The 22,976-nt window shown below is 27.9% G+C and carries 26 protein-coding genes; 14 read left to right on the plus strand and 12 right to left on the minus strand.

What is annotated here, in order from left to right; genetic code table 11:
* The 5 genes from V2W16_RS07385 to V2W16_RS07405 form a co-directional block, all read right to left on the minus strand.
* Positions 1-115, minus strand: a 115-nt coding sequence (locus V2W16_RS07385) for a GTP-binding protein (protein ID WP_329384169.1), incomplete at its 3' end; no start/stop codon positions are given.
* 99 nt (positions 116-214) lie between these two features.
* On the minus strand, positions 215-1,438 hold the full coding sequence (gene tyrS / locus V2W16_RS07390; RefSeq protein WP_253230042.1) for a tyrosine--tRNA ligase: 1,224 nt from the start codon (positions 1,436-1,438) through the stop codon (positions 215-217).
* Positions 1,439-1,450: 12 nt separating this feature from the next.
* Positions 1,451-2,887, minus strand: a complete 1,437-nt coding sequence (gene proS / locus V2W16_RS07395) for a proline--tRNA ligase (protein WP_329383746.1) — start codon at positions 2,885-2,887, stop codon at positions 1,451-1,453.
* A 256-nt stretch (positions 2,888-3,143) separates the two neighbouring features.
* Complete coding sequence (locus V2W16_RS07400; RefSeq protein WP_329383749.1) at positions 3,144-3,398, minus strand: hypothetical protein; 255 nt, start codon at positions 3,396-3,398, stop codon at positions 3,144-3,146.
* Between the two features lie 5 nt (positions 3,399-3,403).
* Positions 3,404-3,718, minus strand: coding sequence for a hypothetical protein (locus V2W16_RS07405; protein WP_138269683.1), 315 nt, complete (start codon positions 3,716-3,718; stop codon positions 3,404-3,406).
* A 135-nt stretch (positions 3,719-3,853) separates the two neighbouring features.
* Here V2W16_RS07405 and V2W16_RS07410 point away from each other — a divergent pair, with 135 nt between their 5' ends.
* Genes V2W16_RS07410 through V2W16_RS07420 form a run of 3 tightly spaced genes read left to right on the plus strand, consistent with a single transcriptional unit; the run spans position 3,854 to position 4,845 of the window.
* A complete protein-coding gene (locus V2W16_RS07410) occupies positions 3,854-4,006 on the plus strand; it encodes a hypothetical protein (protein ID WP_171020677.1) in 153 nt (50 codons plus the stop codon).
* Between the two features lie 49 nt (positions 4,007-4,055).
* Complete coding sequence (locus tag V2W16_RS07415; RefSeq protein WP_138269684.1) at positions 4,056-4,256, plus strand: hypothetical protein; 201 nt, start codon at positions 4,056-4,058, stop codon at positions 4,254-4,256.
* A 37-nt stretch (positions 4,257-4,293) separates the two neighbouring features.
* Positions 4,294-4,845, plus strand: a complete 552-nt coding sequence (locus tag V2W16_RS07420; RefSeq protein ID WP_138269685.1) for a hypothetical protein — start codon at positions 4,294-4,296, stop codon at positions 4,843-4,845.
* A 207-nt stretch (positions 4,846-5,052) separates the two neighbouring features.
* On the opposite strand, the gene V2W16_RS07425 is transcribed toward V2W16_RS07420, so the two are convergent.
* The gene (locus tag V2W16_RS07425; protein WP_138269686.1) at positions 5,053-5,427 is read right to left on the minus strand and encodes a TIGR04086 family membrane protein; all 375 of its coding nucleotides are present in this window, start codon (positions 5,425-5,427) and stop codon (positions 5,053-5,055) included.
* Positions 5,428-5,545: 118 nt separating this feature from the next.
* On the opposite strand from V2W16_RS07425, the gene recJ reads away from it, so the two are divergent.
* The 3 genes from recJ to V2W16_RS07440 are packed head-to-tail and all read left to right on the plus strand — an operon-like array spanning position 5,546 to position 9,076.
* Positions 5,546-7,936 (plus strand): single-stranded-DNA-specific exonuclease RecJ, encoded by a 2,391-nt coding sequence (gene recJ, locus V2W16_RS07430; RefSeq protein WP_329383754.1) that lies wholly within the window; start codon positions 5,546-5,548, stop codon positions 7,934-7,936.
* The gene (locus tag V2W16_RS07435; RefSeq protein ID WP_329383757.1) at positions 7,936-8,451 is read left to right on the plus strand and encodes an adenine phosphoribosyltransferase; all 516 of its coding nucleotides are present in this window, start codon (positions 7,936-7,938) and stop codon (positions 8,449-8,451) included. The genes recJ and V2W16_RS07435 overlap by 1 nt, the downstream gene beginning before the upstream one ends.
* A gap of 16 nt (positions 8,452-8,467) precedes the next feature.
* On the plus strand, positions 8,468-9,076 hold the full coding sequence (locus V2W16_RS07440; protein ID WP_329383760.1) for a hypothetical protein: 609 nt from the start codon (positions 8,468-8,470) through the stop codon (positions 9,074-9,076).
* Positions 9,077-9,098: 22 nt separating this feature from the next.
* Here V2W16_RS07440 and hemZ read toward each other — a convergent pair whose 3' ends face one another.
* Genes hemZ through dtd form a run of 4 tightly spaced genes read right to left on the minus strand, consistent with a single transcriptional unit; the run spans position 9,099 to position 12,068 of the window.
* Positions 9,099-10,457, minus strand: coding sequence for a coproporphyrinogen dehydrogenase HemZ (hemZ, locus tag V2W16_RS07445; protein WP_329383763.1), 1,359 nt, complete (start codon positions 10,455-10,457; stop codon positions 9,099-9,101).
* On the minus strand, positions 10,458-11,084 hold the full coding sequence (locus V2W16_RS07450) for an MBL fold metallo-hydrolase (RefSeq protein WP_329383767.1): 627 nt from the start codon (positions 11,082-11,084) through the stop codon (positions 10,458-10,460).
* Position 11,085: 1 nt separating this feature from the next.
* Positions 11,086-11,613, minus strand: coding sequence for a hypothetical protein (locus tag V2W16_RS07455; RefSeq protein ID WP_329383770.1), 528 nt, complete (start codon positions 11,611-11,613; stop codon positions 11,086-11,088).
* Positions 11,614-11,618: 5 nt separating this feature from the next.
* On the minus strand, positions 11,619-12,068 hold the full coding sequence (gene dtd, locus V2W16_RS07460; RefSeq protein ID WP_329383772.1) for a D-aminoacyl-tRNA deacylase: 450 nt from the start codon (positions 12,066-12,068) through the stop codon (positions 11,619-11,621).
* Between the two features lie 236 nt (positions 12,069-12,304).
* On the opposite strand from dtd, the gene V2W16_RS07465 reads away from it, so the two are divergent.
* The 8 genes from V2W16_RS07465 (at position 12,305) to V2W16_RS07500 (ending at position 21,316) form a co-directional block, all read left to right on the plus strand.
* The gene (locus V2W16_RS07465; RefSeq protein ID WP_329383775.1) at positions 12,305-12,859 is read left to right on the plus strand and encodes a Maf family protein; all 555 of its coding nucleotides are present in this window, start codon (positions 12,305-12,307) and stop codon (positions 12,857-12,859) included.
* Positions 12,860-12,862: 3 nt separating this feature from the next.
* Positions 12,863-13,537 (plus strand): RadC family protein, encoded by a 675-nt coding sequence (gene radC / locus V2W16_RS07470; RefSeq protein ID WP_329383778.1) that lies wholly within the window; start codon positions 12,863-12,865, stop codon positions 13,535-13,537.
* A gap of 34 nt (positions 13,538-13,571) precedes the next feature.
* Positions 13,572-14,270, plus strand: coding sequence for a 2-C-methyl-D-erythritol 4-phosphate cytidylyltransferase (ispD, locus tag V2W16_RS07475; protein WP_329383780.1), 699 nt, complete (start codon positions 13,572-13,574; stop codon positions 14,268-14,270).
* 9 nt (positions 14,271-14,279) lie between these two features.
* Positions 14,280-16,145, plus strand: a complete 1,866-nt coding sequence (locus V2W16_RS07480) for a thiamine pyrophosphate-dependent dehydrogenase E1 component subunit alpha (protein ID WP_329383785.1) — start codon at positions 14,280-14,282, stop codon at positions 16,143-16,145.
* A complete protein-coding gene (locus V2W16_RS07485; RefSeq protein WP_329383787.1) occupies positions 16,145-17,125 on the plus strand; it encodes an alpha-ketoacid dehydrogenase subunit beta in 981 nt (326 codons plus the stop codon). The genes V2W16_RS07480 and V2W16_RS07485 overlap by 1 nt, the downstream gene beginning before the upstream one ends.
* Positions 17,126-17,144: 19 nt before the next feature.
* The gene (locus V2W16_RS07490) at positions 17,145-18,470 is read left to right on the plus strand and encodes an E3 binding domain-containing protein (protein ID WP_329383791.1); all 1,326 of its coding nucleotides are present in this window, start codon (positions 17,145-17,147) and stop codon (positions 18,468-18,470) included.
* Positions 18,471-18,566: 96 nt separating this feature from the next.
* On the plus strand, positions 18,567-19,268 hold the full coding sequence (locus V2W16_RS07495) for a hypothetical protein (RefSeq protein ID WP_329383794.1): 702 nt from the start codon (positions 18,567-18,569) through the stop codon (positions 19,266-19,268).
* A gap of 11 nt (positions 19,269-19,279) precedes the next feature.
* Positions 19,280-21,316: a hypothetical protein gene (locus V2W16_RS07500; RefSeq protein ID WP_329383798.1), complete on the plus strand. Its 2,037-nt coding sequence runs from the start codon at positions 19,280-19,282 to the stop codon at positions 21,314-21,316.
* Between the two features lie 20 nt (positions 21,317-21,336).
* Here the strand turns inward: V2W16_RS07500 and V2W16_RS07505 are convergent, their stop codons facing one another.
* Positions 21,337-21,573: a helix-turn-helix domain-containing protein gene (locus V2W16_RS07505; RefSeq protein ID WP_329383801.1), complete on the minus strand. Its 237-nt coding sequence runs from the start codon at positions 21,571-21,573 to the stop codon at positions 21,337-21,339.
* A 75-nt stretch (positions 21,574-21,648) separates the two neighbouring features.
* Positions 21,649-22,932 (minus strand): 3-phosphoshikimate 1-carboxyvinyltransferase, encoded by a 1,284-nt coding sequence (locus tag V2W16_RS07510; protein WP_329383804.1) that lies wholly within the window; start codon positions 22,930-22,932, stop codon positions 21,649-21,651.
* Positions 22,933-22,976: the final 44 nt, after the last annotated feature.

The following is a 22,976-nucleotide window of genomic DNA, read 5'->3' on the forward strand; positions in this document are numbered from 1 at the left end:
TTTCATGTAGTACTTTTGTGATTGCTGCTGTTAATGTTGTTTTTCCGTGGTCTACGTGACCGATTGTACCAATATTTACATGTGGTTTAGTTCTTTCGTATTTTTCTCTTGCCATTTTTATCTTTCTCCTTAAAAATTTAATTATTAATTGTTTAAAATAGCTTATTTACATCAAGTCAATAATACTAAATATTGTTATTTATGTCAACGTTTATTATACAATATTTATTTTATGATATACCTTTTTACCCTTCTTTATTATCATTTCGTTATTGTTAAAATCTTCCATTGTTATGGCTTTGTTTACGTCTGTTACTTTTTCATCATTTACGCTGACTCCACCTTGTTTAATAAGTCTTCTTCCTTCGCTTTTTGAAGGGATTAATTTTGCTTTTAACATTATGTCAAGTAGGGTAGGTTCTTCACTTAATTCATCTTTTGTAATATCTGTTGAAGGCATGTTTTCACTGCTTACGCCTCCTTTGAAAAGTGCAGTTGCAGCTTCTTTTGCCTTGTCGGCTTCTTCTTTACCATGAACAAGTTCTGTTAATTCATATGCTAATATTTCTTTAGCTTTATTAAGTTCGCTTCCTTGCCATTTTTCCATTTCTTTGATTTGTTCAAGAGGAAGGAATGTAAGCATTTTTAAGCATTTAATAACATCTTCGTCCGCAACGTTTCTCCAGTACTGATAAAAATCAAATGGAGATGTTTTGTTTTTATCTAACCATACAGCACCTGATGCTGTTTTACCCATTTTCTTTCCTTCTGAGTTTAGAAGAAGAGTAATTGTCATTGCATAAGCATCTTTGCCAAGTTTTCTTCTGATAAGTTCAGTTCCGCCAAGCATGTTGCTCCATTGGTCGTCTCCGCCAAATTGCATATTACAGCCATAATCTTTGTATAGTCTGTAAAAATCATAGCTTTGCATTATCATGTAGTTAAATTCAAGGAAGCTTAAGCCTCTTTCCATTCTTTGTTTATAACATTCAAATGATAACATTCTGTTAACGCTGAAATGAGAACCTATATCTCTTATGAAATTTATATAGTTTAAGTCTCTTAACCAATCAGCATTATTTACCATTAATGCTTTACCGTCAGAAAAATCAATAAATCTGCTCATTTGTTGTTTGAATTTTTCGCAGTTTTCATTTATTGTTTCAACGCTCATCATTTGTCTTAAATCAGTTCTTCCTGATGGGTCGCCAATCATACCAGTACCGCCTCCTACAAGAGCGATAGGTTTGTTTCCTGCCATTTGAAGTCTTTTCATTAGGCAAAGAGCCATGAAGTGTCCTACATGAAGACTATCTGCTGTTGGGTCAAATCCTATATAAAAAGTGGCTTTTCCGTTATTAATAAGTTCTTTTATTTCTTCTTCATCGGTTACTTGGGCTATTAAACCTCTTTCAACCAGTTCTTCGTATAAAGTCATTTTCTTTTCTCCTTAATATGCTCTTGCAAAGTACGCAAGTTTATCTGCTTTTTTACCACAGCATACGCATTTATCACTTCCGATATCTTCTTGTTTGAAAGGTACACATCTTAGTGTTGCGCCTGTTTCTTCTTTGATTTTATCTTCACATTCTCTGCATCCACACCACATAGCTTTTACAAAACCAAGAGATTCACTTTGAACTTTTTTGAATTCGTCCATATCTTTTGCAACTTTTGTATGTTCTTCTCTGTGTTTTAAAGCTTTGTTAAATAGATTTTGTTGTATTTCTTCAAGAAGTTCTTTTACTTTTGTTTCTACTTCATCAAGAGAAACAGATATTTTTTCTGAAGTATCTCTTCTTGCAATTACACATTGACCATTTTCAATATCTTTAGGTCCGATTTCAATTCTTACAGGAACACCTTTCATTTCCCATTGATTGAATTTCCAACCAGGTGAATATGAGTCATTATCATCAAGTGTTACTCTATAATCTTTTAATTTTTCTTTTAATTCGTTTGCTTTGTCAAGTACACCTTCTTTATGTTGTGCAATAGGAATGATAACAACTTGTGTTGGTGCGATTTTTGGTGGAAGTACTAATCCGTAATCATCACCATGAACCATTATTATTCCACCGATTAATCTTGTTGATACTCCCCAAGATGTTGAGTATGCGTATTGTTCTTTTTCTTCTTTATTTAAAAACTTAATCTCGAAAGCTTTAGCAAAGTGATCTCCAAGGTTGTGGCTTGTTCCGCTTTGAAGAGCTTGTCCGTCATGCATTAATGCTTCGATTGTGTATGTAGCATGAGCACCGGCAAATTTTTCTTTTTCAGATTTTTGACCTACAACAACAGGCATTGCAAGGTAATCTTCACAGATTTCTCTGTAAATATCAATCATCTTTAAAGTTTCTTCTTGTGCTTCTTCAAAAGTTGCGTGAACTGTATGACCTTCTTGCCATAAGAATTCGCTTGTTCTAAGGAATGGTCTTGTTGTTTTTTCCCATCTTACAACGTTTGCCCATTGGTTATATAGGAAAGGAAGTTGTCTATAAGATTTTAACCATTTTGCATACATACTGCATATAATTGTTTCACTTGTAGGTCTAACGCATAATCTTTCTGCTAATTCGTTTTCTCCTCCGTGTGTTACCCATGCAACTTCAGGTGCAAATCCTTCAACGTGTTCTTTTTCTTTATTTAAAAAGCTTTCCGGGATAAGTAACGGGAAATACATATTTTGATGTCCTGTTTCTTTAAATCTTTTATCAAAAGCTTGTTGAATGTTTTCCCATAGTGCATAACCATAAGGACGAATAACCATAAATCCCTTTACGGGGGCATAGTCTACCATTTCCGTTTTAGTTATTACATCTGTGTACCAACGAGCGAAATCTTCACCCATTGGGGTTATAGCTTCTACTTTCTTTTTCTTACCCATTTTCTTTTTCTCCTACATTTTATAATTTTAATCAATTAAATATTATAGCATAAGTATTTATAAAATGCACCATAATTTACTTTTAAAAACCATGAAATAAACATTATTTCTTCCTTTAATGTTTTATATTTTAAAATTAATGAAGTGTATGTATGATAAGACATTTTACATTTGATATTTTTATATGTTTGATTATATTTGCATATTGGTCTTTACCTATTTATATGTTATTTAACTAAAAAGGAAAAGGAGAGGCTTAATAATCCTCTCCTTTTAAAAATTGTTCTTTTGTTAATATTTTATCATTCTCTTTTTCATTTTTTATATTATGATTGTTGTTATTTTTTATTATGACTTCTCTTACAGTATCGTCATTATTTACAATTACTTTTTTCTTTTTCATTTTTCTGTTCCTCTTTCTTTTTTTATGTCTTTTATTATGTACATTTGATAAATTCAAATTATCATCATTTTGGATATTATTCTCATTATTTAATTTTCTTCTTTTCATTTTTTCTACCTTGACTTGTTTTTCTTTACATAAGATTTTAAAAGAGAGAGAACTTTTTCAAATTGTTCCTGCTCTTTCTTTGGTAGTTTTTCCTTATATTCGAGAATTACTCTTGCTTTTTCTTCGTTGCTTAAATTCGATAAATCTCCGTTTTCTTTTAAAAACTGTCTAAATTTCGGAGCGTATTCTTCTTCAAGTCTTTCTGCCTTTTCCATTACTCCTTTTCTGTTTGCTTCATCTTTTAACTTTTCAAAAGAACTTTCGTTGATATTTAGGCTGTTTGCCATATTTATCATTTTTGAAACATCTTTTTCTTTCAAGTTTTAAACCTCCTTTAATTTTAATTTTGAAATAACTTTAATTATTTCATCACACAATCTTATATAGCCGCGTACTATGAATTAGGAGCTTAAAAAAAAGCACCTATTAAAATCTATTACTCGGAGGTAATTTATATGTGTAATTTTTTAGATGATTGTTCTTGTGAATGTTTATTAATGTTTTTCTTACTTTTGGTAGTTTTATTTAATGATTGTGAAATGTTCGGCGACGACCCTTGTTCATTACTATTCTTCTTCTTACTATTAATCGTTTTATTTACTGAATAATCAGCTGATAGATATCTTTATCCTATTAATATAAAGGAGGTACTTTCTTTTGAAAGGTAATTTTTTGGATTGTTTGTGTGAAGATGATAATTTAATAATTTTAATCATTCTTGCAATGCTATTTTTATGCGGCGATAATAATAACGATTGTGGCTGCGGAGGAGGTTTCCTAAGAGGCATATTTGATGGAAACAACATAATTCTTATTATTTTAGTATTATTTTTACTTTTCTGTGATGATGAGTGTTAAAAAAAGGGGCCTAGGCCCCTTTTAAAGGAGATTAAATATGGATAGCCCAAAAAACATATCATTTGGTGAAATCCTGGTTTTAATTTTGCTTTATTCTGCATTTGGGGGTGGAAACAATACATCTTACGTAAAAGCAAAATATGTAATTGAAAATTCCAGGGATAATGACAGTTCTATTCAAGCTACAAATAAATACCATAAAAACAAGCATTTATTTACAGATAATTTTAATATACATAATGTGCGAAAAAAGCTGAAATATGTTGATAATTACTTTTCTCATGCACAAAATATAAAAAATAAAACTTTAAGAATAAAAAAAGAGGGAAAACAAGGAACAAATAAATTTTTAATGGAAAGTTTAAAGCATTCTCTTGGAAGTGATTTTAATAAGATAGAATCAATGATAAATATGCTTCCTTTGCTTAGCAGTATGGGAGAATTAAAAAGTGTTTTTCTTCCTGAAAATATTGATAAAAATGAAAATGAAAAAATTAATGTTTTAGCTGAGCACAATAATAAAGAAAAAGATTTTAAAGGAAATAAAGATTTTGAAAATATTTTGGAGCTTGTTGATTTGCTTTCCTAAAGACATTGCCTGCAATGTCTTTTTTATATTTTACTTTACTATACTATACTTTACTTTTCTTTACTTTTCTTTACTTTGTTGAAAACTGCATGCAAATTTTAACATATTGCATGCAATTTCGGTAAAACTGCATGCAAAAAGGCTAAATTTGAAGTATTTAAAATTATCGGTAAAATGGATAAATATTATTATATTACCGTAAAATTGTTATTTTTTTAGATTAGCACCGAATATTCCTCCTACGGCACAAAGAAGAATAAATAAAGGTATTTTTAAAAGAAAATTAAAAAAGTTAAAATTACCTTGATTAAGAAAAATATTTAAAACAAGCATAATAAAAAGGAAAATTATACCGTTTAAAATACCGTATAGATAACCGTTTTTTGATACGTTTTTTCCTGCGTAAAGACTTGAAATAAACAGCCCCAAATTAAGTAAAATATAAAGTCCCCCTGATTCCACACTTACGGGGAAATCAAAAAAATACATAAAAAGAGAAAATACAAAAACACTGATAACGCAGAATACACACCCTATCATTACTCCATTTAGAAGTTTTTTTATGTTGTTGTTTTTTGTCATGATTTTTAATCCTTTCGTATATTTTATATTAAATATTTATTATTTTATTTTTTAATTCATTACAATATTTGTTTATTATATGTTAAAATTTATTTATATTTTTTTAGGGGTTTTAGAATTGGAATATAAAATTTTTAAACAAAAAAGTTCAGAAAACATAAATTATGATTTTATAGAAAATTTAAAAGAACAATTTGATATATCTTATTTGAGTGCTCTTTTGCTTAACATGAAAGGGTTTACTACATTTGGAGAAGTTGAAACTTATCTAAATCCTAAAATTGAAGACTTGTATGATCCTTTTTTGTTTAAGGATATGAAAGTATTCATGGAAAGATTAAAGAGAGTAATTTTAAATAATGAGAGAGTTGTTATATTTTCAGATTATGACTGTGACGGGGTAACTTCAAGCATAATACTTTATAAAATTTTGACTTTTATGAAAATTGACGTACAAATAGTTATACCAAACAGGTTTACAAACGGTTATGGATTAAATACCGAAAGTATTGAAAAAATAATTTCAATTAAGCCTGATTTAGTTATTACAACTGATAACGGAATTACGTCTGTTAAAGAAGTTGAAATTTTAAAAAGTGAAGGTATTGATGTTGTTATTACCGACCACCATACTCCACCAAAAGAACTCCCAAAGGCTTATGGAATAATAAATCCTAAAGTTGAATCAGATAATTATCCTTTTAGTGAATTATGTGGGGCAGGGGTTGCTTTTAAAATAGCTCTTGGAATAAAAAAATATTTTGAGCTTGATTATGATATAAGTGAAATTCTTATTTTTGCAATGGTTGGAACAATAGTCGATATAGTTTCTTTAACAAGTGAAAATAGAATAATAGCATCTCTTGGATTAAAAGCACTAAGAAATACTAAAAATAAAGGGCTTGTATCTTTAATAAAAAAAGCTGATTTGAATATAGATAATATAAACTGTGGTAATGTAAGTTTTCAAATAGGTCCGAGAATAAATGCTGCCGGCAGACTTATTGATGCAAATCTTGCTTGCAAGCTTTTCTTAACGGATGATGACAGCGAAGTAGATATGCTTTCTTCCAAATTGTGTGAATTAAATAATGAACGAAAAGATATCGAAGAGGAAATATTTGCTAAAAGTGAAGAGTACATAGAAAAAAACTACCTATTAAATAATTCCCTTATTTTATTTATTTTAGGTGAAGATTTTAATGAAGGGGTTATGGGTGTTGCTGCAAGTAAAATACAGGAAAAATATAACCGTCCTGTTGTGATTATGACAAAATCAAAAGAGGGAGTTATTAAAGCTTCATGTAGAAGTATAACAGGTTTTAGCATATTTGATTGTTTGAACGAAAGCAGAGATTTATTTATAAAATTTGGCGGGCACTCTGCTGCTGCTGGATTTAGCATAAAAGAGGAAAATCTTGAAATACTTATAAAACAATCTAACGATTATGCAAAAGAAAAGAAAATAGAAAATCTATTTTATAAAAGAGTATATTATGATACAACTGCAATACCATCTAATTTGAATATTTCATCAGCTATGGAGCTTGAAAAGTTTGCTCCTTTTGGAATCGGTAACTCAAGAAGTGTGCTTTGTCTTAGAAATGTAGTAATTAACAATGCAAGGGCAATAGGCAAAAATTTTGACCACTTAAAATTAAGTATTTTATATAACGGGAATTATTATGATGCCATAGGTTTTTCTATGGGACACTATGTAAACGAGTATGATTTTACAAAGACCTTTGATATTGTGTTTAATTTATCTATAAATTCATATAAGGGAATAGAAAAACTTCAGTTTGAGCTTAAAGATATTGATTATCACGATATTAATTTAAGGGATTTTGACAAAGCTAATTATTATTACTTTATAAATAATCTTAAATTAAAAGAATATTTTTATCCATGTGAAAATGCTTTAGAGTATCCTTTTGAAACAGCTATCGAAGAATATAAAGATAAAGTGTTTGTAGTATATTCTAAAGATACATTTATCAGACTTAATAAATTTTTAAAGTATAAAAAATATGATTATAATATTTCTTATAATAAATTAAATAAGATAGAGGGAAAGATTAATATTTTGGTTTTACCTATAGAAAATATAGGTGAAGATGTTATAATACTTGACAGACCTGAGTTTAATGATTTTGACAATGATGTATTTGAAAATACTTCATATAAATATTTGAAAACATCAAGGAATTTAAAAAGTGTAAGAATTACAAGAGAATTTTTCTTATATTTGTATAAGAAATTTAAGATATTGATGTATACTACAAATGATATTTACGAGTTTATGGAAAACATTAGGAATGAAAGTGATGTTGAAATAAATTATTTTACTGTAAGACTTGCACTTGATATAATGAAAGAAATGAATATATTGAATTATTCTCTTAAAAATGATAAACTTAGTCTGTCGTTTAATAAGATAACAAAAAAATCAGACATAAATAATACTAATATAATGAAAAAATTAAATTTTAGATTGGGGACATATTAATGGATTTAAAGAGAAAAATTAGAGTAATTGAAGATTTTCCAAAGGAAGGAATAAGTTTTAAAGATATTACAACACTTATAAAAGATAAAGATGCTTTAAAAGAAACAATAGACAGACTTTGTGACTATATTCCAAGTGATGTAGATTTAATTGTAGGACCAGAATCAAGAGGTTTTATTTTCGGAACTGCTGTAGCTTATAAAATAGGTGCAGGTTTTGTTCCTGTAAGAAAGCCTGGTAAATTACCTGCTGAAACATTAAGTTATACTTATGACCTTGAATACGGCAGTGATACAATCGAAATTCACAAAGATGCTATAAAAAAAGGTGATAAAGTTGTAATCATAGATGACCTTATTGCAACAGGTGGAACTTTAGAAGCGAGTGCAAAAGCTGTTGAAATGCTTGGGGGAGAAGTTGTTGCAATAGTTGCATTAATGGAACTTACAGGTTTAAATGCAAGAGATAAATTAAAAGCATACGATGTTCATACATTGGTTGAATATGAATTTTAAATAGGAAGTGAGTTTTATGGATTATTTTATGATGTCGCCACAGATTCTTCACTCAATATATTTGGGGTGTGTTTATGTGGCTTTGGTTGGAATAATTATTTTTGCTTTACTTAAAATAAGAAGAATAAAAATAAATAAGGGTAAACCGAATTTAGATGAAAATATAGTTCAAAATAATAACCCTTCAATTTTAACCTTAAGTTCTAATAAGTTAAGTAAATCTTTAACTGTAAGATACTTTTCTATTTTTACTATATCAGGTTTCTTACTTGTATTTGGATTTATGGGAATGCAGACACTTAAAAATAACATCACAATGAAGCCAAGTTTTGTTATAAGTGTACTGCTTGGTTTTACAGGACTTGTTATTTTTGCTCTTGTTGAATATGCTGTTGATTTAATGGTTAAACATGATGCTATTTTCTCTGCTAATACGGTTGGTTTAGAAGCTTTGGTTTATAAAGATATAAAAGCCAAAAAAGGCGGTACGGGAAAAGTAAGACTTTCAATAAATGATAAAGTTGTTGAATTTGATGCCGTAACAAATGCTGAAGTAACCTTGAGAAAAGGTGCAAAAGTAACTATAACAAATTCGCTAAGCGATACCAGTGTGGTAGTAGAATAAAAAAAACGCCTTTTTAGGCGTTTTATTTTTTTAATAGAGAAATATATTTATGTTCTTTTCTTTTTATTATTTCTGATATTTCCTTTATATATATATTTGTATCTTTTGTTGTATCGACTCTATATGTTTTATCTTCATTTTTTACATATACTTTTCCTGCCCCACCGGCGCCAAGAGCAATTACACTACTTTTATTTTTCATTGTTTTTATGTTGTATATACATTCTCTATCTTTTTTTGCAAATCCAACATTTTCTCCCATACATAAACTTTGCTTTTGTTTGTACAAATAGTATGGATTATATTTATTTTCTTCAAGCAAATCAAAGCATTTCTTTTGAATAGAATAAAAATTTTCATTTTCAAATTTTATATGTTCTAATTCGCTTGCTCTTTTAAGTGCAAGTGTATGTATTGTAATATTATCTGCATTTAAATCTACAAGTGTCTTTACTTCATCAAAAAAGGATATAATATCTTCTTTGTTTAATCCCATGATTAAGTCGCAGTTAGTAATAAAGTCGTATTTTTTTATAAGTTCAAAAGATTTAAAGAATTCTTCTTTTTTTATTCCTCTGTTACATAAATTTAAAACATCTTCATTAAATGACTGCGGGTTTAGGCAAATTCTTTTTACGTTGTTTTCTTTTAATATTTTTAGCTTTTCTTCTCTTACGAGGTCTGCTCTTCCAAGTTCAAAAGTAAATTCAATATCTGTATTTATATATTTATTTATATTTTCCATTAACATTTTAAGATTATATTCGTTTAGTATTCCGGGAGTTCCTCCTCCTATATATATGGAGTCTAGTTTGGTTTGTGTTTTATCTAAAATGTTGCTTATGGATTTTATTTCTTCTACTAAGCATTTTGTATAATCTGTTAGAATGCTGTTTTCTTCTTTTAATATTGTTGAAGGGAAAGAGCAATAAGAGCATCTTTTAGGGCAGAAAGGAATATGGATATATAAACTTGCCAAATCATCGTTTATAAGTTCTTTTTGTGTTTGCTTTGTTTTAATTAATAGTTTTATTTTATCTTCCCTTACAAAATAGTATTTTTTTAGAATATGTATTATTTCTTCTTTCGATTTGTCTTTATACATATTTAAAATGTTAATGGGTTTTACTCCTGTTAAAACTCCATAAGGGAATGATTTTTTTGTTTCTTCTTTTAAAACTTTATAAACAAGTCTTTTGGTGGTATTTTTTTCAGATATTTTAATTTCTTCTTTATAGATATTGTTTTTATACTCTAAATAAATAAAATTACCCTTTGAGTATAATTTCATATAGATATTCTTATACTCTTCAGGGTAAAACATTTGTAATATTTCACGAACGTGAATTTCTTTTATGTTATTGTCTGTTGTTATATTCATTTATGCTCTGAAAAATCCGTTTAGTTTCTTTTCGTCTTCTATTGTTGTAGGTTCTCCATGTCCTGATAGAAGAGTGTAATTTTTATCAAGAGTATAAATTTTATTTCTAATTGAACTTTCAAGCTCAGTAATGCTTCCACCATATAAATCTGTTCTTCCGATTGAGCGGTAGAATAAAGTATCTCCACAGAAAATTACGTTTTCGTCATCTATTTTATAACAAACCCCGCCTTTAGAATGTCCCGGAGTAAAAATAACTTCGATTGTGCTTCCTTCAAAGTCTATTTTTTCTTTGTCAAAAACAAATTCATCTGCATCTTTTATTGTGATATTCATTCCCATCATAAGAGCTGAACCGTTTTTATTTGGGTTAGAAAGCATTTCGCTATCATTTTCATGAATATATACTTTGGCACCTGTTGCGTCTCTTACCATATCAACTCCTGCAATGTGGTCAAAATGCCCGTGTGTTAAAAGTATTTTTTCTATGTTTAAATTTTCTTTTTTAATATAATCAATAAGTCTAGTATCGTTATGACCGGGATCTATTATGATTGATTTATCATTTTTTGTTACAATATAACAATTTGTGCCTACGGGGCCAAGTTGAAAAGCTCTAATATCCATTTTATTTTTTCCTTTCTTCTAACTTACAAAGAATGCAACTTCCTTTTGTAAGAAAACTTTCTTTTTTATAATATTTTATCATATCATGGTCCAGTTCTTCTAAAATTGCCATATGTTTTTTACAAAGAGTTTTCCCGTAGTTTTCAAGGTATTCTTTTGGAATATCTGTTTCATATAACAAAGGTTCTCTTTGTATGTCTTCTTCACATATTACAATCATATAAGCTTGATCCTCGTCGCTATAATCCGTTACAAATTTAAAAGATATATTATTTTTTGTGAAGTATTCAACCAAATATGTTTGAATTTCATCATCTGTCATTTCACTTACGATTACTTTTTTTATTGGTAATGTATTATTTATTTTTTCAATAAAATAAGTGACAGATTTTGTATCGGCTATATCTCCTTTGAAATAGCAATATATTTCATCTTCAAATACTCCAAGAATTCTTTTTGTTTTACAGATATTGTCTATCATTAAATCATTTTGTAAAAATTCATGAACGTCTAATCTTTCTTCACTCATAATAGTTACTCCTTGTTGTTAGTATCGTATATAATGGTAACGGGTCCGTCGTTATTTATTTCTACAAGCATATCCTCCCCGAATTCACCTTTTTTTACTTCAATACCTTCTTCTTTTATTCCATTCATAAAATATTCATAAAGTTCATTTGCTTTTTTAGGTTCCATTGATTTTGTAAAGCTTGGTCTGTTTCCTTTTCTTGTGCTTGCGGCAAGAGTAAACTGAGATATAACAAGCATACTTCCGTTTACTTCTTTTATTGATAAATTCATTTTACCTTGATTATCTTCAAATATCCTTAAATTTGATATTTTTTTTATTAAATAATCAGCATCTTCAAATGTATCATTTTCTTCTGCACAAAATAAAACATTAAAACCTATTCCAATTTCGGAAATAACTTTGTTATTAACGCTTACTTTTGAATTTTTTACTCTTTGAACAACAGCTTTCATAAATTTTTACCTCTAAGATATAAAATTCTTCAAATTTTAACAACGAGTTATTATACCATTTAAGAATATGAAAGTCCACAAAATAAAATTTATTTAATTTTAATTTTATTTTACGCTTTTAAGGAATTATACTATAAAATCTTTGTAAAACATATAGTTTAAACACACTTTAATAAAAGCATAATGCTTGAAAGAAGCCTTGTTTTTTGGTATAGTTATCACAAGTGAGGATTTTTATGAAAAACATTATTTTAGCTTCAAAATCACCGAGAAGAAAAGAAATTTTAAGTATGCTAAACTTTCCTTTTGATGTTATTGTTTCTGATTGCGATGAAGAATTTAATTCACTATTATCCATTGAAGAAAATATAAAAAATGTTGCATATCAAAAGGCTTTAAGCGTATTTAAAAATCATAATGACAGTATTGTAATAGGTGCGGATACGGTGGTCTATTTAGATAACGAAATACTTTTAAAACCAAAAGATAAAGATGATGCAAGGAATATGTTAACAAAGCTGTCAGGTAAGTCTCATTATGTTATAAGCGGGCTTTGTGTTATGAATAAAGACAAAGTTGTAAAGACTTTTACAAAGACAGTTGTTACATTTAAAACAATGACAAATGAAGAAATAGAAGAGTATATAAGTACACCAGAGCCTTACGATAAGGCCGGTGGGTATGCTGTACAAGGACTTGCAAGTAAGTTTATAAAAGAAATAAACGGTGATTATTTTAATGTTGTGGGACTTAGTATAAGTACTCTTTATGATATATTAAAAGAGTTTTAAGATATGAAAGATGATAAAAATATTATTAATGAAATAGAAGAAAAGATGAATAGAGAAGGAGTTGTAAGTTTAAGTGATGAACAACTTTTGTCTTTATTAATAAGGAAAGGTGATTCAACCAAAAGTGTGATTGAGTTATCGAAAAATATAATAAGAAGATACGGTAGCTCCATAAGTGATTTAATGGGTATAACAAAAGAAGAGTTGATTAAAGATAACCCTGGAATGACGGATTTAAAAGCAACAATTCTTTTATGTGCCATTGAAATGGGTGCAAGAACTTATCTAAAAAAAGAAAAATCTAAGTATATTTTTTGTACCCAAGATATTTTAGACCTTTTAAGTTATGAAATGTCATTTTTAAACGAAGAACATTTTAAGGTAATACTTCTTAATACAAAGAATATGATTATAGATAATATTTTGATTTCTGTTGGAACAATAAATACATCTTTAGTTCATGTAAGAGAAGTATTTAAGAATGCCATAAAAAAGAATGCAAACTCTATTATACTTGTTCATAATCATCCAAGCGGTAACTCTATGCCGTCAAATGAAGATAAAGTTTTAACTAAAAGACTTTATGATGCAGGAGAACTTCTTGGAATAAAGGTTTTAGACCATGTGATAATAGGTAAAGATAATTACTTTTCCTTTATGGAAGAAAATATGATATAATATTATATTATTTATTCTATGGTTGGAGTAAGATATGAACGAAGATTTTGTAAGTGTAATTATTCCCGCAGCCGGCAGAGGAACCAGAATGGGGAAAAGTATAAACAAGCAATATATTTCACTTGATAATAAAGCCATACTTACGCATACGATAAGGGCTTTTGATAATTGTCCATATATTGATGAAATTCTTGTTGTTGTTGCCGCAAACGAGGAAAAATTATTTAAGAATACAGTTTTAAAAGAATATAAAATAAAGAAACCATATAAAATCGTTGTTGGCGGAAGTACAAGACAAGCTTCCGTATACAACGCAGTAAAAAAAGTAGATAAAAAATGTACTATTATTTCTGTACATGATGGTGCAAGGCCTCTTATATCAAACAAAGAAATAATTAATACTGTTTTAGGTGCAAAAAAATTTGGTGGATGTGTGCTTGGAGTACCTGTAAAAGAAACGGTAAAACAAGCTGATGAGAATGGATTTGTTTCTGCAACAGTAGAAAGAAGTACTCTTTATAATATAAGAACACCACAGGTTTTTAAAGCTGATATTTTAAAAGCAGCTTTTGAAAATGCTGAAGAAAAAGGAATACTGGGAACTGATGATTCATACTTGGTAGAACAATATGGCTTGAAAGTAAAAATAATCAAAGGTTCTTATAATAATATAAAAATAACAACACCGGAAGATTTAATCTATGCTCAAGAGATTTTATCCAGCAGAAAATAGGGGGTAAAGATGAATATAAACAACCAAAAAATTGTTGAGTTATTTTATAAGATGTTAAAGGTTAGAGTTTTTGAAGAAAAACTTGCCGATTTATATGAACAAGGGAAAATACATACGAATTTATATTTATCCATAGGGCAAGAAGCCGTAAGCGCAGGTGCTATGGCAGCAATAAACGGAAAAGATAAAGTTTTTACTTCTCATAGAAACTTTGCTGCTTCAATATGTCTTGAAATGGATATAGAAAAAATGTTTAGAGAGATAATGGGAGTTGACGGAGGATATACTGATGGTATAGCAGGTCCCGGATATTTCGCAGATACAGAGTCTGATATTTATGGAGCTTCTGCTCTTCCTGCAGGAAATGTATCTGTTGCAACTGGTGTTGCCATGGGAGAAAAAATACATCATACAAATAATATTGTAGTATCTTTTATAGGGGATGGCGCAGTAAATGAAGGTGTATTTTCTGAAAGTGTAAATATGGCTTCAATGTTCAAACTTCCTATTATTTATCTTGTTGAAAATAATGCTTATGCAAAAGGACAAAGTTTTGCAAAAACATCAACAGTAAAAGATATTGCTTCTCGTGGCAGTAGTTTTTCAATTCCGGGAATTATTGTTGACGGAAATAATGTTCTTGATATGTATGAAGCAATGCTTACAGCGGCAAGTTATGTAAGAGGAGGAAAAGGTCCTATTATCCTCGAAGCTAAAACTTATCGCTTTAGTGGTCATCATTTGGCAGATAAAGCTTTATACAGAAGTTCAAAAGAACTTAGAGCTTGGTTTGAAAAATGTCCTATAAAGCAATTAAGTAATTATATGCTTAACAATATGGTAGGTGTTGACGATGATCTTCAAATGATGAAAGACAGCATTTCCAATGAAATGGACAGTATCATAAATAAAATATTAAGCGAAAAAGAAATTAAAAAAGAAGAAATAAAAGAAAAAGAAGAAGAAAAAATATCAAAGAAAACTCAAATTGAAGAGGAACTAAAAGCTTTACTAGAACAAAAGGAATTTTTAAAACAAGCCGATACTTCTGTTATGATAGAAGAACCAAAACTTAAATCTTCAATTCAATTTGATGATGAAGAGTTATTTGGTGATGAAGAAGAAATAAGAGCAAATGATAAAGTGTTTGAAGAAATAAGACAGCTAAAAAATATTTTCCCTGAAAGAGATGATTCTCCTAAAGAAGAAATTAAGGTTGAAGATATATTAAAAAATGGACATACTCATACTTTAATATCAAATACTGATGGTTTTGCAGATGTTGATTTTAGAGACAGCTTAAAGAAAAAAGCTGAAAAAAATGCAAAATACGAAGAGGAAGATATTGTAACAGAAGAAGAGAAAAAATATATTGCTGACGCCGAAACTGTTCTTGATAATATATTTAAAGAAATAGACGAAGAAGAAAAAAAATATCAAGATGAAAACAGTGTAGGACAAGATGATGAACTTTATAATATTGTAGATGGATATGAAGATGAAGATATCCAATATGTAAATTCTTCTTATGATGATAGTGAAGATTATGAAAGCCTTAGAACGCAACATGAAAGCAATTATAATGAAGAGGTAATAGAAAATAAACAAGAAGAACCTTTTGATGAGGAAAAAGCTTTGCTTGAATATAATGTTGACGATGAAATAATCAATGAATACATGAGAAGAGTAAATGACAGTATAAATCAAAAAGAAGAAATTCCATCCAAACCTTTTAGTATGCCTGATAATAGTGATGATAACATAATAGATATAAGTGACGGAGACAGTTCAAATAATATCTCCAAACTTCATAACATGCTTAAAATAGATACAGATGATGACTCTGAATTTGATTTCTTTGGGGAGGATAAATAATGATAGAATTAACTTTTAAACAAGCTATAAAAAATACTCTTCTTTACGAATTAAGAACAAACAGAAATAGTGTTTTTGTATCTCAGGATATTGGTGTTTTTGGGGGAGAATACAAAGTTAGTAAGGGATTTGATGTTCAAATTCCGGAAGAAAGAATTATAGAAGTTCCGGTAAGTGAAAATGCTTATATAGGTTCAAGTGTTGGACTTAGTTTAAATGGATTTAATGTAATAACAGAAGTTCCGGGATGTAAATTTTTACTTAGATCTCTTGATCCAATCGCAAATTATGCATCAAAACTTCCTGCAATGGGAACTAATATACCGGGAAGTCTTCTTATAAGATGTCCTATTGGTTATAGCGGTTATACGGGTATACAAGATAATGAATCTATTGAGTCGGTTCTTTCATATTTTCCTGGAATAAAAGTTCTTTATCCTTCAAATCCAAAAGATGCTATTGGAATGCTTAGAAGTGCTTTTATGGAACACGAACCTGTAATATTTTTTGAAAATAAAAATCTATATGATACAAAAGGTGAAATAAGCGAAACCAAAGAAGAAAAAATTCCTTTGGGTAAAGCTAATATTACAAGAGAAGGAACAGATATAACAGTTATTACTTACGGCAGTATGGTAAAGGAAGCAATGAAAGCAAGTGACGTTGCGTATATGAGTAATGTAAAAGTTGAAGTGATTGACTTAAGAACAATAAAACCTATCGATTTTGATACAATTATAAAATCTGTTAAAAAGACCGGTAGGGTGATTATTATGTCTGAAAGTTATAAGAGCTGTTCTGTTGGAAGTGAAATTGCAGCAACTCTTGCAGAAGGAGAAGCTTTTGATTATTTAGAAGCTCCAATAGTAAGAATGTGTAGTGATGATAAATTCCTTCCTTTTAATCCACAGAAAGCAAAAGAAATTCTCCCAAGTTCAGGAAAATTATTAGAAAAAATAATGCAATTGGTTGAATACTAATTCAGAAAGGGGTATACATATGACAAACTTAGGAAATTCAAAACAAAAAGCAAGTCCTGCAACAAGAAAGTTAGCTAAAGCTTTGGGAATTGATTTATCAGATATCGAAGGAAGCGGCGAAAACGGACGTATTGAAGCCAGTGATATTGAAAAATATTTAAGAGATAAAAAGAAAGTTGATAATGAAATATCTGATGATGTTTTTGTAAAAAAAATGAATGAAGATGATGAGTTTAAGATTTTGGAACAAAGAATAAATATGATAAATAGTGAAGAAGATATAGATAATTTCGATGAAGAATCAAATGCAATCTATACAAATACAAATACACAAAAACCTTCAAAAGAAATAGACAATGCAGATTCTGATATAATTCAATTTATGATAAAACATCAAAATGATATTTATGATGATGAGGGAGAAGCTCCAAAAGATATAATTGTAAATTACGATCAAAATTCAAATACCATAACTAGTGAATATACAACACCTGAAGAAACTAGAGAAGAAAGAGAAGAAAAAAGCGATAGTATTGAAAAGATGAACAGAGACGAGCAAGCTCATTATTCTCCAATAATTGAAGAAGTTGTTTCTAAAGAATTTGATGAGGAAGGTAAAGAAATTCCTGTTGTTCCAGTTGAAAATAATGTAGTTCATCAAGTTGTTGTACCATTTGAAGAAGATCCTGATGATTATCCTGATACTGAAAGAGAAATAAATGAAAGTTTTGGTAAAAGGGTTATTATAACATTAAATGATGATACAAGCAGTTCTGTTGTAATTAATAAAGAGCCTGTAGATGTTGAAGAAGAAGATACAAAACAAAATCAAGTTGTAATTGAAACTCATACACATAATTCTGTAAGCATGGGAATAAAAGCACATTTAAATTTAGTAAAAGAAATGTTAGCTTCTTACTCTGATTTAAGTGAAAGAAAAGTTTTTAATACAATAGTAAAATCTATCGTATTTTCTCTTGATAAAGCAAAAATAGATTCTTTTACAGGAAAAATAAAAATTTGTAAATTCCATAATAATGAACTTATAGAAAAGAAAATTGAAGGTGTAAATGAACTTACTGTAAGTCAAATGGATAAGAATATGGTAGATATTGAAGATGGAGAAGATATTGATTATATTATTACAGACATGACGCCGTTAAATATTGACTATTATTATCCAAAAGCTTTTGAACAAAAGGTTGATATAACAGTTTTAATCAAAGAAGATTATGTAAAAGTATATATCAATGCTTGTGAAGATTTAATGAGTAGTATGCAATGTGCAAATGTTTTATCAACAATTAAATCAGTTATTAATAATCCAAGTTTAATGCTTGTATAAAAGACACTTTTAAGTGTCTTTTTTTATTTCAAATTTATTGTATTTTTGTAAATTTAATTAATATGTGATATACTTAAATGAATCTAAGGAGGAAGTATGGATAAATTTGAATTAATTGTACTTTGTGCTTTATTATCAATATTTTTAATTGTAATATTATATTTCGTTTTTAGAATGTTGTTTGCAAAAATAAAAATGTTTTTTTATAATTTAAAATTAAAAAAATTTAATTTAATTTTAAATAAAATTTCTAAAGATTTAAAAATAGGACAATATCCGAAGGTCGAAGATATTGACGAATTAAAAAATATTCTTCAAAAAGACGATAGAATTAAAGAAAAATATTATTTTGCTGTAAAAGAATTTATTGAAGAAGATATAAATGATAAAATTTTACATAAATTTATAGAGGAAATAAATTCTTGTATAGTAACAAGCGAAGATCTTTCTTTTGAGTATTCTTATTCAAAAGAGTTGGAAGTGTTTATTGTAAAAACTAATTCTTTTTGGACAGAAAATAAAAAAGTTGATGAGTTTTTACTAAAATGCCTTCATTCTTCTTCAAAAAAAATCAGACTTCAAGCAATGAACGCAATAGCAAACAGGGGAAATATAGCAAGCTTCACAAAAGCATTCGTTGTTGCTTGTGAAAAGCTTTCTGATTTTACTCAAATGGAAATATATGATGCTTTGGATAAATTTAAGGATAAAAAAATGTTAAACAGTGTACTTGTTAAACTAAAAGAAGAAAGTGAAAATATTAGACTTAAGTATATTGTAAAAGAATATTTGGCATAACGGGAGTAATTATGAGTATATTATATGTTATTTTTATTATATTTATTGTTTATACAATAATGTATGGAATTGTTTCGTTATTTAGTGCTGTTATTCCGTCTATTATGGTATTTAACAATTTAATAAAAAATAAGAAAAGATATTTAGATGTTGAAAAAGAAGGGAAAAAAATAACGTTAATATTAAATGAAGAAAAAAATATTAACGAATTTATTTTAAAGATAAATAGTTTAATAAAACTTGATTATGAAAATTATGATATTTTCATTGTTGTTTCAAGTAATAATACTTTTTTATCAAAAAGAATTATATCAACATTTAAACTTCAAAAAGAAAATAAATCTTTTATATACAATATAAATAAAGAAGAGATAATATCTATTTACTCTAATGGAAAAATTAATCTTTTAATTAAGGAACAAGGCAGTAAATGGAATAATATAAATGCTGTTATAGATAATATAGACAGTGATTTATTTATGGTTTTAGAAGAAAATATTGATATAGAAAGAACCTCTTTAAGTAAACTTGCAAGGGAATTTATGCTTTTTGACGATAATCTATTTTCTATGGGAATAATAAAAAGCAGAGTTTATGCGTCTGAAGAAAATCTAAGTTTCAAAGGTATAAAAACGCATAACTTTTTGCTTGGAAGTGTTATTATAAAGAGCATAAAAAATAAATTATTTTTAAAGACGTTTAATGAAGAATTTTGCAGTGGTTTTGAAAGCGGTAATAATTTTACACTATATAATAGAAATAAAGTTAAAGATGTTGGAGGATTTTTTGATAATTGTATAAATCCAAATAATGATTTGAAAAATCGTCTAACGAAAGAATTTGGAGATAGATACAGTATAGATTACGAAGCTCTTGCATTTAAACAAGAAGAAGATTTTAAGCCTTATTTATTTAACGAAATGTATTCAACTTATATTAATGCAAAAAATCAAAATGCAATAAACTCATTTATGGGGCTTAGTAAATTTTATGAATTTTTATCATCAGTTTTAAATCCTATTTTGGAACTTCCGATAATAATATTCTCTCTTGTTTTGGCGTTTTTAAAGGTTATAAGCATAAAAGAATTTTTATTATTTATCCTTTTATATATAGCTTTTGATATATTAAAAAATATTTTGCTTATTATTACAGATAAAATATCAATAGGTAGGAATTATAATTTCGTTGAAACATTAGAACTTATTGGTTTTTGTATTGTTTATGATTTTGGTTTAAGACAATACTATGATTTACATAAGCTTTCAGTAAGATTTCATAAAGATGAAAAAATAGAAGAATACTATAAAGAAAATGAGATATTTGGTCATATTGATGATAAATCTCCTATTATAAATGAAAAGTTACAAAATAAAGTAGACAGTATTGTTGTTTTAAGTGATAAAGGTGAAGAAAAGGTATTAAAAAAAGTTGCTCCTTTAAAACAAGAAACAATAGAAGAGAATGAATTTGATATTCCTATGTATGATGAAAATGAACATAGTAAAGAAGATTTGATGCATACAGGAGATTTGGAAAATATTATTGATGAAATAAACAGTTTTCAAGTTGATGATAATATCATAAATACTAAGAACAATGAAGATAGTTCTTCTGAAATATATGAAGAAAATGATGAGTTGCTTGATAGTGAAGAAATATCTTATATTGAAGAAAATAATGATATAAAATCAAATATACAAAAAGAAGAAAAAGAAGAATTAAATGAATATGTAAAAAAAGAAAAAACAGAAGGTTCAAATAAAAATAGTGACCTACAAAAAATAATAAAGCAAGTTGAGCAAACTTACAGTAAAATTGAAGCATTGGAAAAGGCTGTTAATAAAGAGTTAAGTGATATTGAAAAAAGAAGCGGACATAAAGATATAAATAAAGAGATAGATGAATTAAAACTTGAAATAGAAAATCAAGAAAAAAATATAAAAAATTATAATGAACAGTCTGTTAAAAAAGAAATTGCCTCAACATCTCTTGATGAAATGAGTGAAGAAGAAATAAAAAAAGAATTTGAGAATATTACAATATAAAACTACCATAAAAGGTAGTTTTATTTGTATTCTTTTGACTTAAATTCTTCTGTATTAAAAAAATCATACAAGCTTATATCCAGTGCGTTACATATTTTTAAAATGTTTTTTATTGATGGTGATTTTGATTTCCCGTGACCTATGCTGTATATTGTAGTTGCAGGAAGATTATGTTTTTTTGCAAATTTATTTATTGTCATATTCCTATTTTTTAGTAATTGTACTATTCTGTTATATATTAGTTTTGAAATATCCATTTTGTATCCTCTTTTTTATATTAGTTTTTGTTAATATAATAAAAACATACAAAAAAAGCCATAAATTTTATGGCTTTATAGATATCTTTTCCCTCCAAGTCTGTTATAATCACGGTAAAATTCTTTATAATATCGTGGTTTTGAATTTGGAAGAGTTACTTTTATAGGATTTTGGCATTGTCTTGAAATGGCACAAAGTGAAAAAACAATTTCGTGGGCAACAGGTTCTTTTATTTCTCCACCTTTCAATATTTCTCTGCCTCTTATTATAAGATCTCCTCCGAAAACAAAGCTGTCACCGCCTATCTCGTTTATTACTCGTGACATTTCTTCTGCTATTGGAGTATTATTGATGTATATTTCATCTGCATGTCTTAATTTACTTGTTCCATCGGCAACGCTGGCAATAACAGAAAGGTACGGAAGTAAATCCGGCACTTTTGTTATATCTATATTAAAAGCATTTATTTTATTAGGTTTTGCTATAATATCACCGTGTTTATTTACGAGAATATTAAAACCTATTATTTTTAAAATATCTAAAATCTTTTTGTTTTTTTGTTCACTTTTTAAATTTAGGTTTTTAACCATTATTTTATGTCCAAGTGCGCTCGCTGTTATCCAAACACTGGCAGACGTAAAGTCATTTTCTATTGTAACGTCACATGGATGATATTCAGTGTTTATAATATCGAATTCTTTAAAATTGTGGTTTATGATTTTAATACTAAAACTTTCAAGTATTTTTATTGTTTTTAGAATATATTCTTTGTCTTTTAATTCTCCCGAATGAATAATGATTTTTGCATTGTTGTAAGCTTTTGGGATAATTGAAAGCAAAGTAGAAAGATATTCTTTTTCAACATCTGCTCTTATAAAAAATACAGATTTATCTATGCTTGTTTTAATTTTTATAGGATATTCTCTTTTTTCCTTTTGAATTTTTGTAAATCCTCTTTTGAAGAAAAAGCTATAAAAAGAATTTATCGGGTTTGAAATTAAAATATTTTGATATTTAATGTTAAATTTCTTTTTGGAAACAAGAAGTATTGGAGCTATTGTTTTTAATAAATCTATATTATTTCTAAGATCGAGTTGATTTATATTTACATCAAAAGGATAAGAACCTTTAATTTTAAGAGTTTTCCTTTTTCCTTCATATTCGTCAACCATTATGGTTGCACCAAGTTTGCTTAAAATATTAAGTAAATTTTTTGTTTGTTTATCCAATAATACATTCTTTATAATGCTTGTATCATTTGAAAATAAAGAACATATCAAATATCTTTTTAAATCTTCAAAGACAGGCTTTGCCGATACTTTTCCGTTTAATGTTTTATTGTCAAAAGTTATTTCCATAAAAAGAATATCACCCCGATTGTTTTTACTCCATTCTACTATTT

Source organism: Anaerofustis butyriciformans (genome assembly GCF_036289385.1).
Taxonomy (GTDB): Bacteria; Bacillota; Clostridia; order Eubacteriales; family Anaerofustaceae; genus Anaerofustis; species Anaerofustis butyriciformans.

What these genes read in the sequence shown, in the direction of transcription:
- tyrS (WP_253230042.1), bottom strand. Translation starts at nt 1,438, where the DNA reads ATGACTTTATACGAAGAACTGGTTGAAAGAGGTTTAATAGCCCAAGTA.
- proS (WP_329383746.1), bottom strand. Translation starts at nt 2,887, where the DNA reads ATGGGTAAGAAAAAGAAAGTAGAAGCTATAACCCCAATGGGTGAAGAT.
- V2W16_RS07400 (WP_329383749.1), bottom strand. Translation starts at nt 3,398, where the DNA reads ATGAAAAGAAGAAAATTAAATAATGAGAATAATATCCAAAATGATGAT.
- V2W16_RS07410 (WP_171020677.1), top strand. Translation starts at nt 3,854, where the DNA reads ATGTGTAATTTTTTAGATGATTGTTCTTGTGAATGTTTATTAATGTTT.
- V2W16_RS07420 (WP_138269685.1), top strand. Translation starts at nt 4,294, where the DNA reads ATGGATAGCCCAAAAAACATATCATTTGGTGAAATCCTGGTTTTAATT.
- V2W16_RS07425 (WP_138269686.1), bottom strand. Translation starts at nt 5,427, where the DNA reads ATGACAAAAAACAACAACATAAAAAAACTTCTAAATGGAGTAATGATA.
- V2W16_RS07435 (WP_329383757.1), top strand. Translation starts at nt 7,936, where the DNA reads ATGGATTTAAAGAGAAAAATTAGAGTAATTGAAGATTTTCCAAAGGAA.
- V2W16_RS07440 (WP_329383760.1), top strand. Translation starts at nt 8,468, where the DNA reads ATGGATTATTTTATGATGTCGCCACAGATTCTTCACTCAATATATTTG.
- hemZ (WP_329383763.1), bottom strand. Translation starts at nt 10,457, where the DNA reads ATGAATATAACAACAGACAATAACATAAAAGAAATTCACGTTCGTGAA.
- V2W16_RS07450 (WP_329383767.1), bottom strand. Translation starts at nt 11,084, where the DNA reads ATGGATATTAGAGCTTTTCAACTTGGCCCCGTAGGCACAAATTGTTAT.
- V2W16_RS07455 (WP_329383770.1), bottom strand. Translation starts at nt 11,613, where the DNA reads ATGAGTGAAGAAAGATTAGACGTTCATGAATTTTTACAAAATGATTTA.
- dtd (WP_329383772.1), bottom strand. Translation starts at nt 12,068, where the DNA reads ATGAAAGCTGTTGTTCAAAGAGTAAAAAATTCAAAAGTAAGCGTTAAT.
- V2W16_RS07465 (WP_329383775.1), top strand. Translation starts at nt 12,305, where the DNA reads ATGAAAAACATTATTTTAGCTTCAAAATCACCGAGAAGAAAAGAAATT.
- radC (WP_329383778.1), top strand. Translation starts at nt 12,863, where the DNA reads ATGAAAGATGATAAAAATATTATTAATGAAATAGAAGAAAAGATGAAT.
- ispD (WP_329383780.1), top strand. Translation starts at nt 13,572, where the DNA reads ATGAACGAAGATTTTGTAAGTGTAATTATTCCCGCAGCCGGCAGAGGA.
- V2W16_RS07480 (WP_329383785.1), top strand. Translation starts at nt 14,280, where the DNA reads ATGAATATAAACAACCAAAAAATTGTTGAGTTATTTTATAAGATGTTA.
- V2W16_RS07485 (WP_329383787.1), top strand. Translation starts at nt 16,145, where the DNA reads ATGATAGAATTAACTTTTAAACAAGCTATAAAAAATACTCTTCTTTAC.
- V2W16_RS07490 (WP_329383791.1), top strand. Translation starts at nt 17,145, where the DNA reads ATGACAAACTTAGGAAATTCAAAACAAAAAGCAAGTCCTGCAACAAGA.
- V2W16_RS07495 (WP_329383794.1), top strand. Translation starts at nt 18,567, where the DNA reads ATGGATAAATTTGAATTAATTGTACTTTGTGCTTTATTATCAATATTT.
- V2W16_RS07500 (WP_329383798.1), top strand. Translation starts at nt 19,280, where the DNA reads ATGAGTATATTATATGTTATTTTTATTATATTTATTGTTTATACAATA.
- V2W16_RS07505 (WP_329383801.1), bottom strand. Translation starts at nt 21,573, where the DNA reads ATGGATATTTCAAAACTAATATATAACAGAATAGTACAATTACTAAAA.
- V2W16_RS07510 (WP_329383804.1), bottom strand. Translation starts at nt 22,932, where the DNA reads ATGGAAATAACTTTTGACAATAAAACATTAAACGGAAAAGTATCGGCA.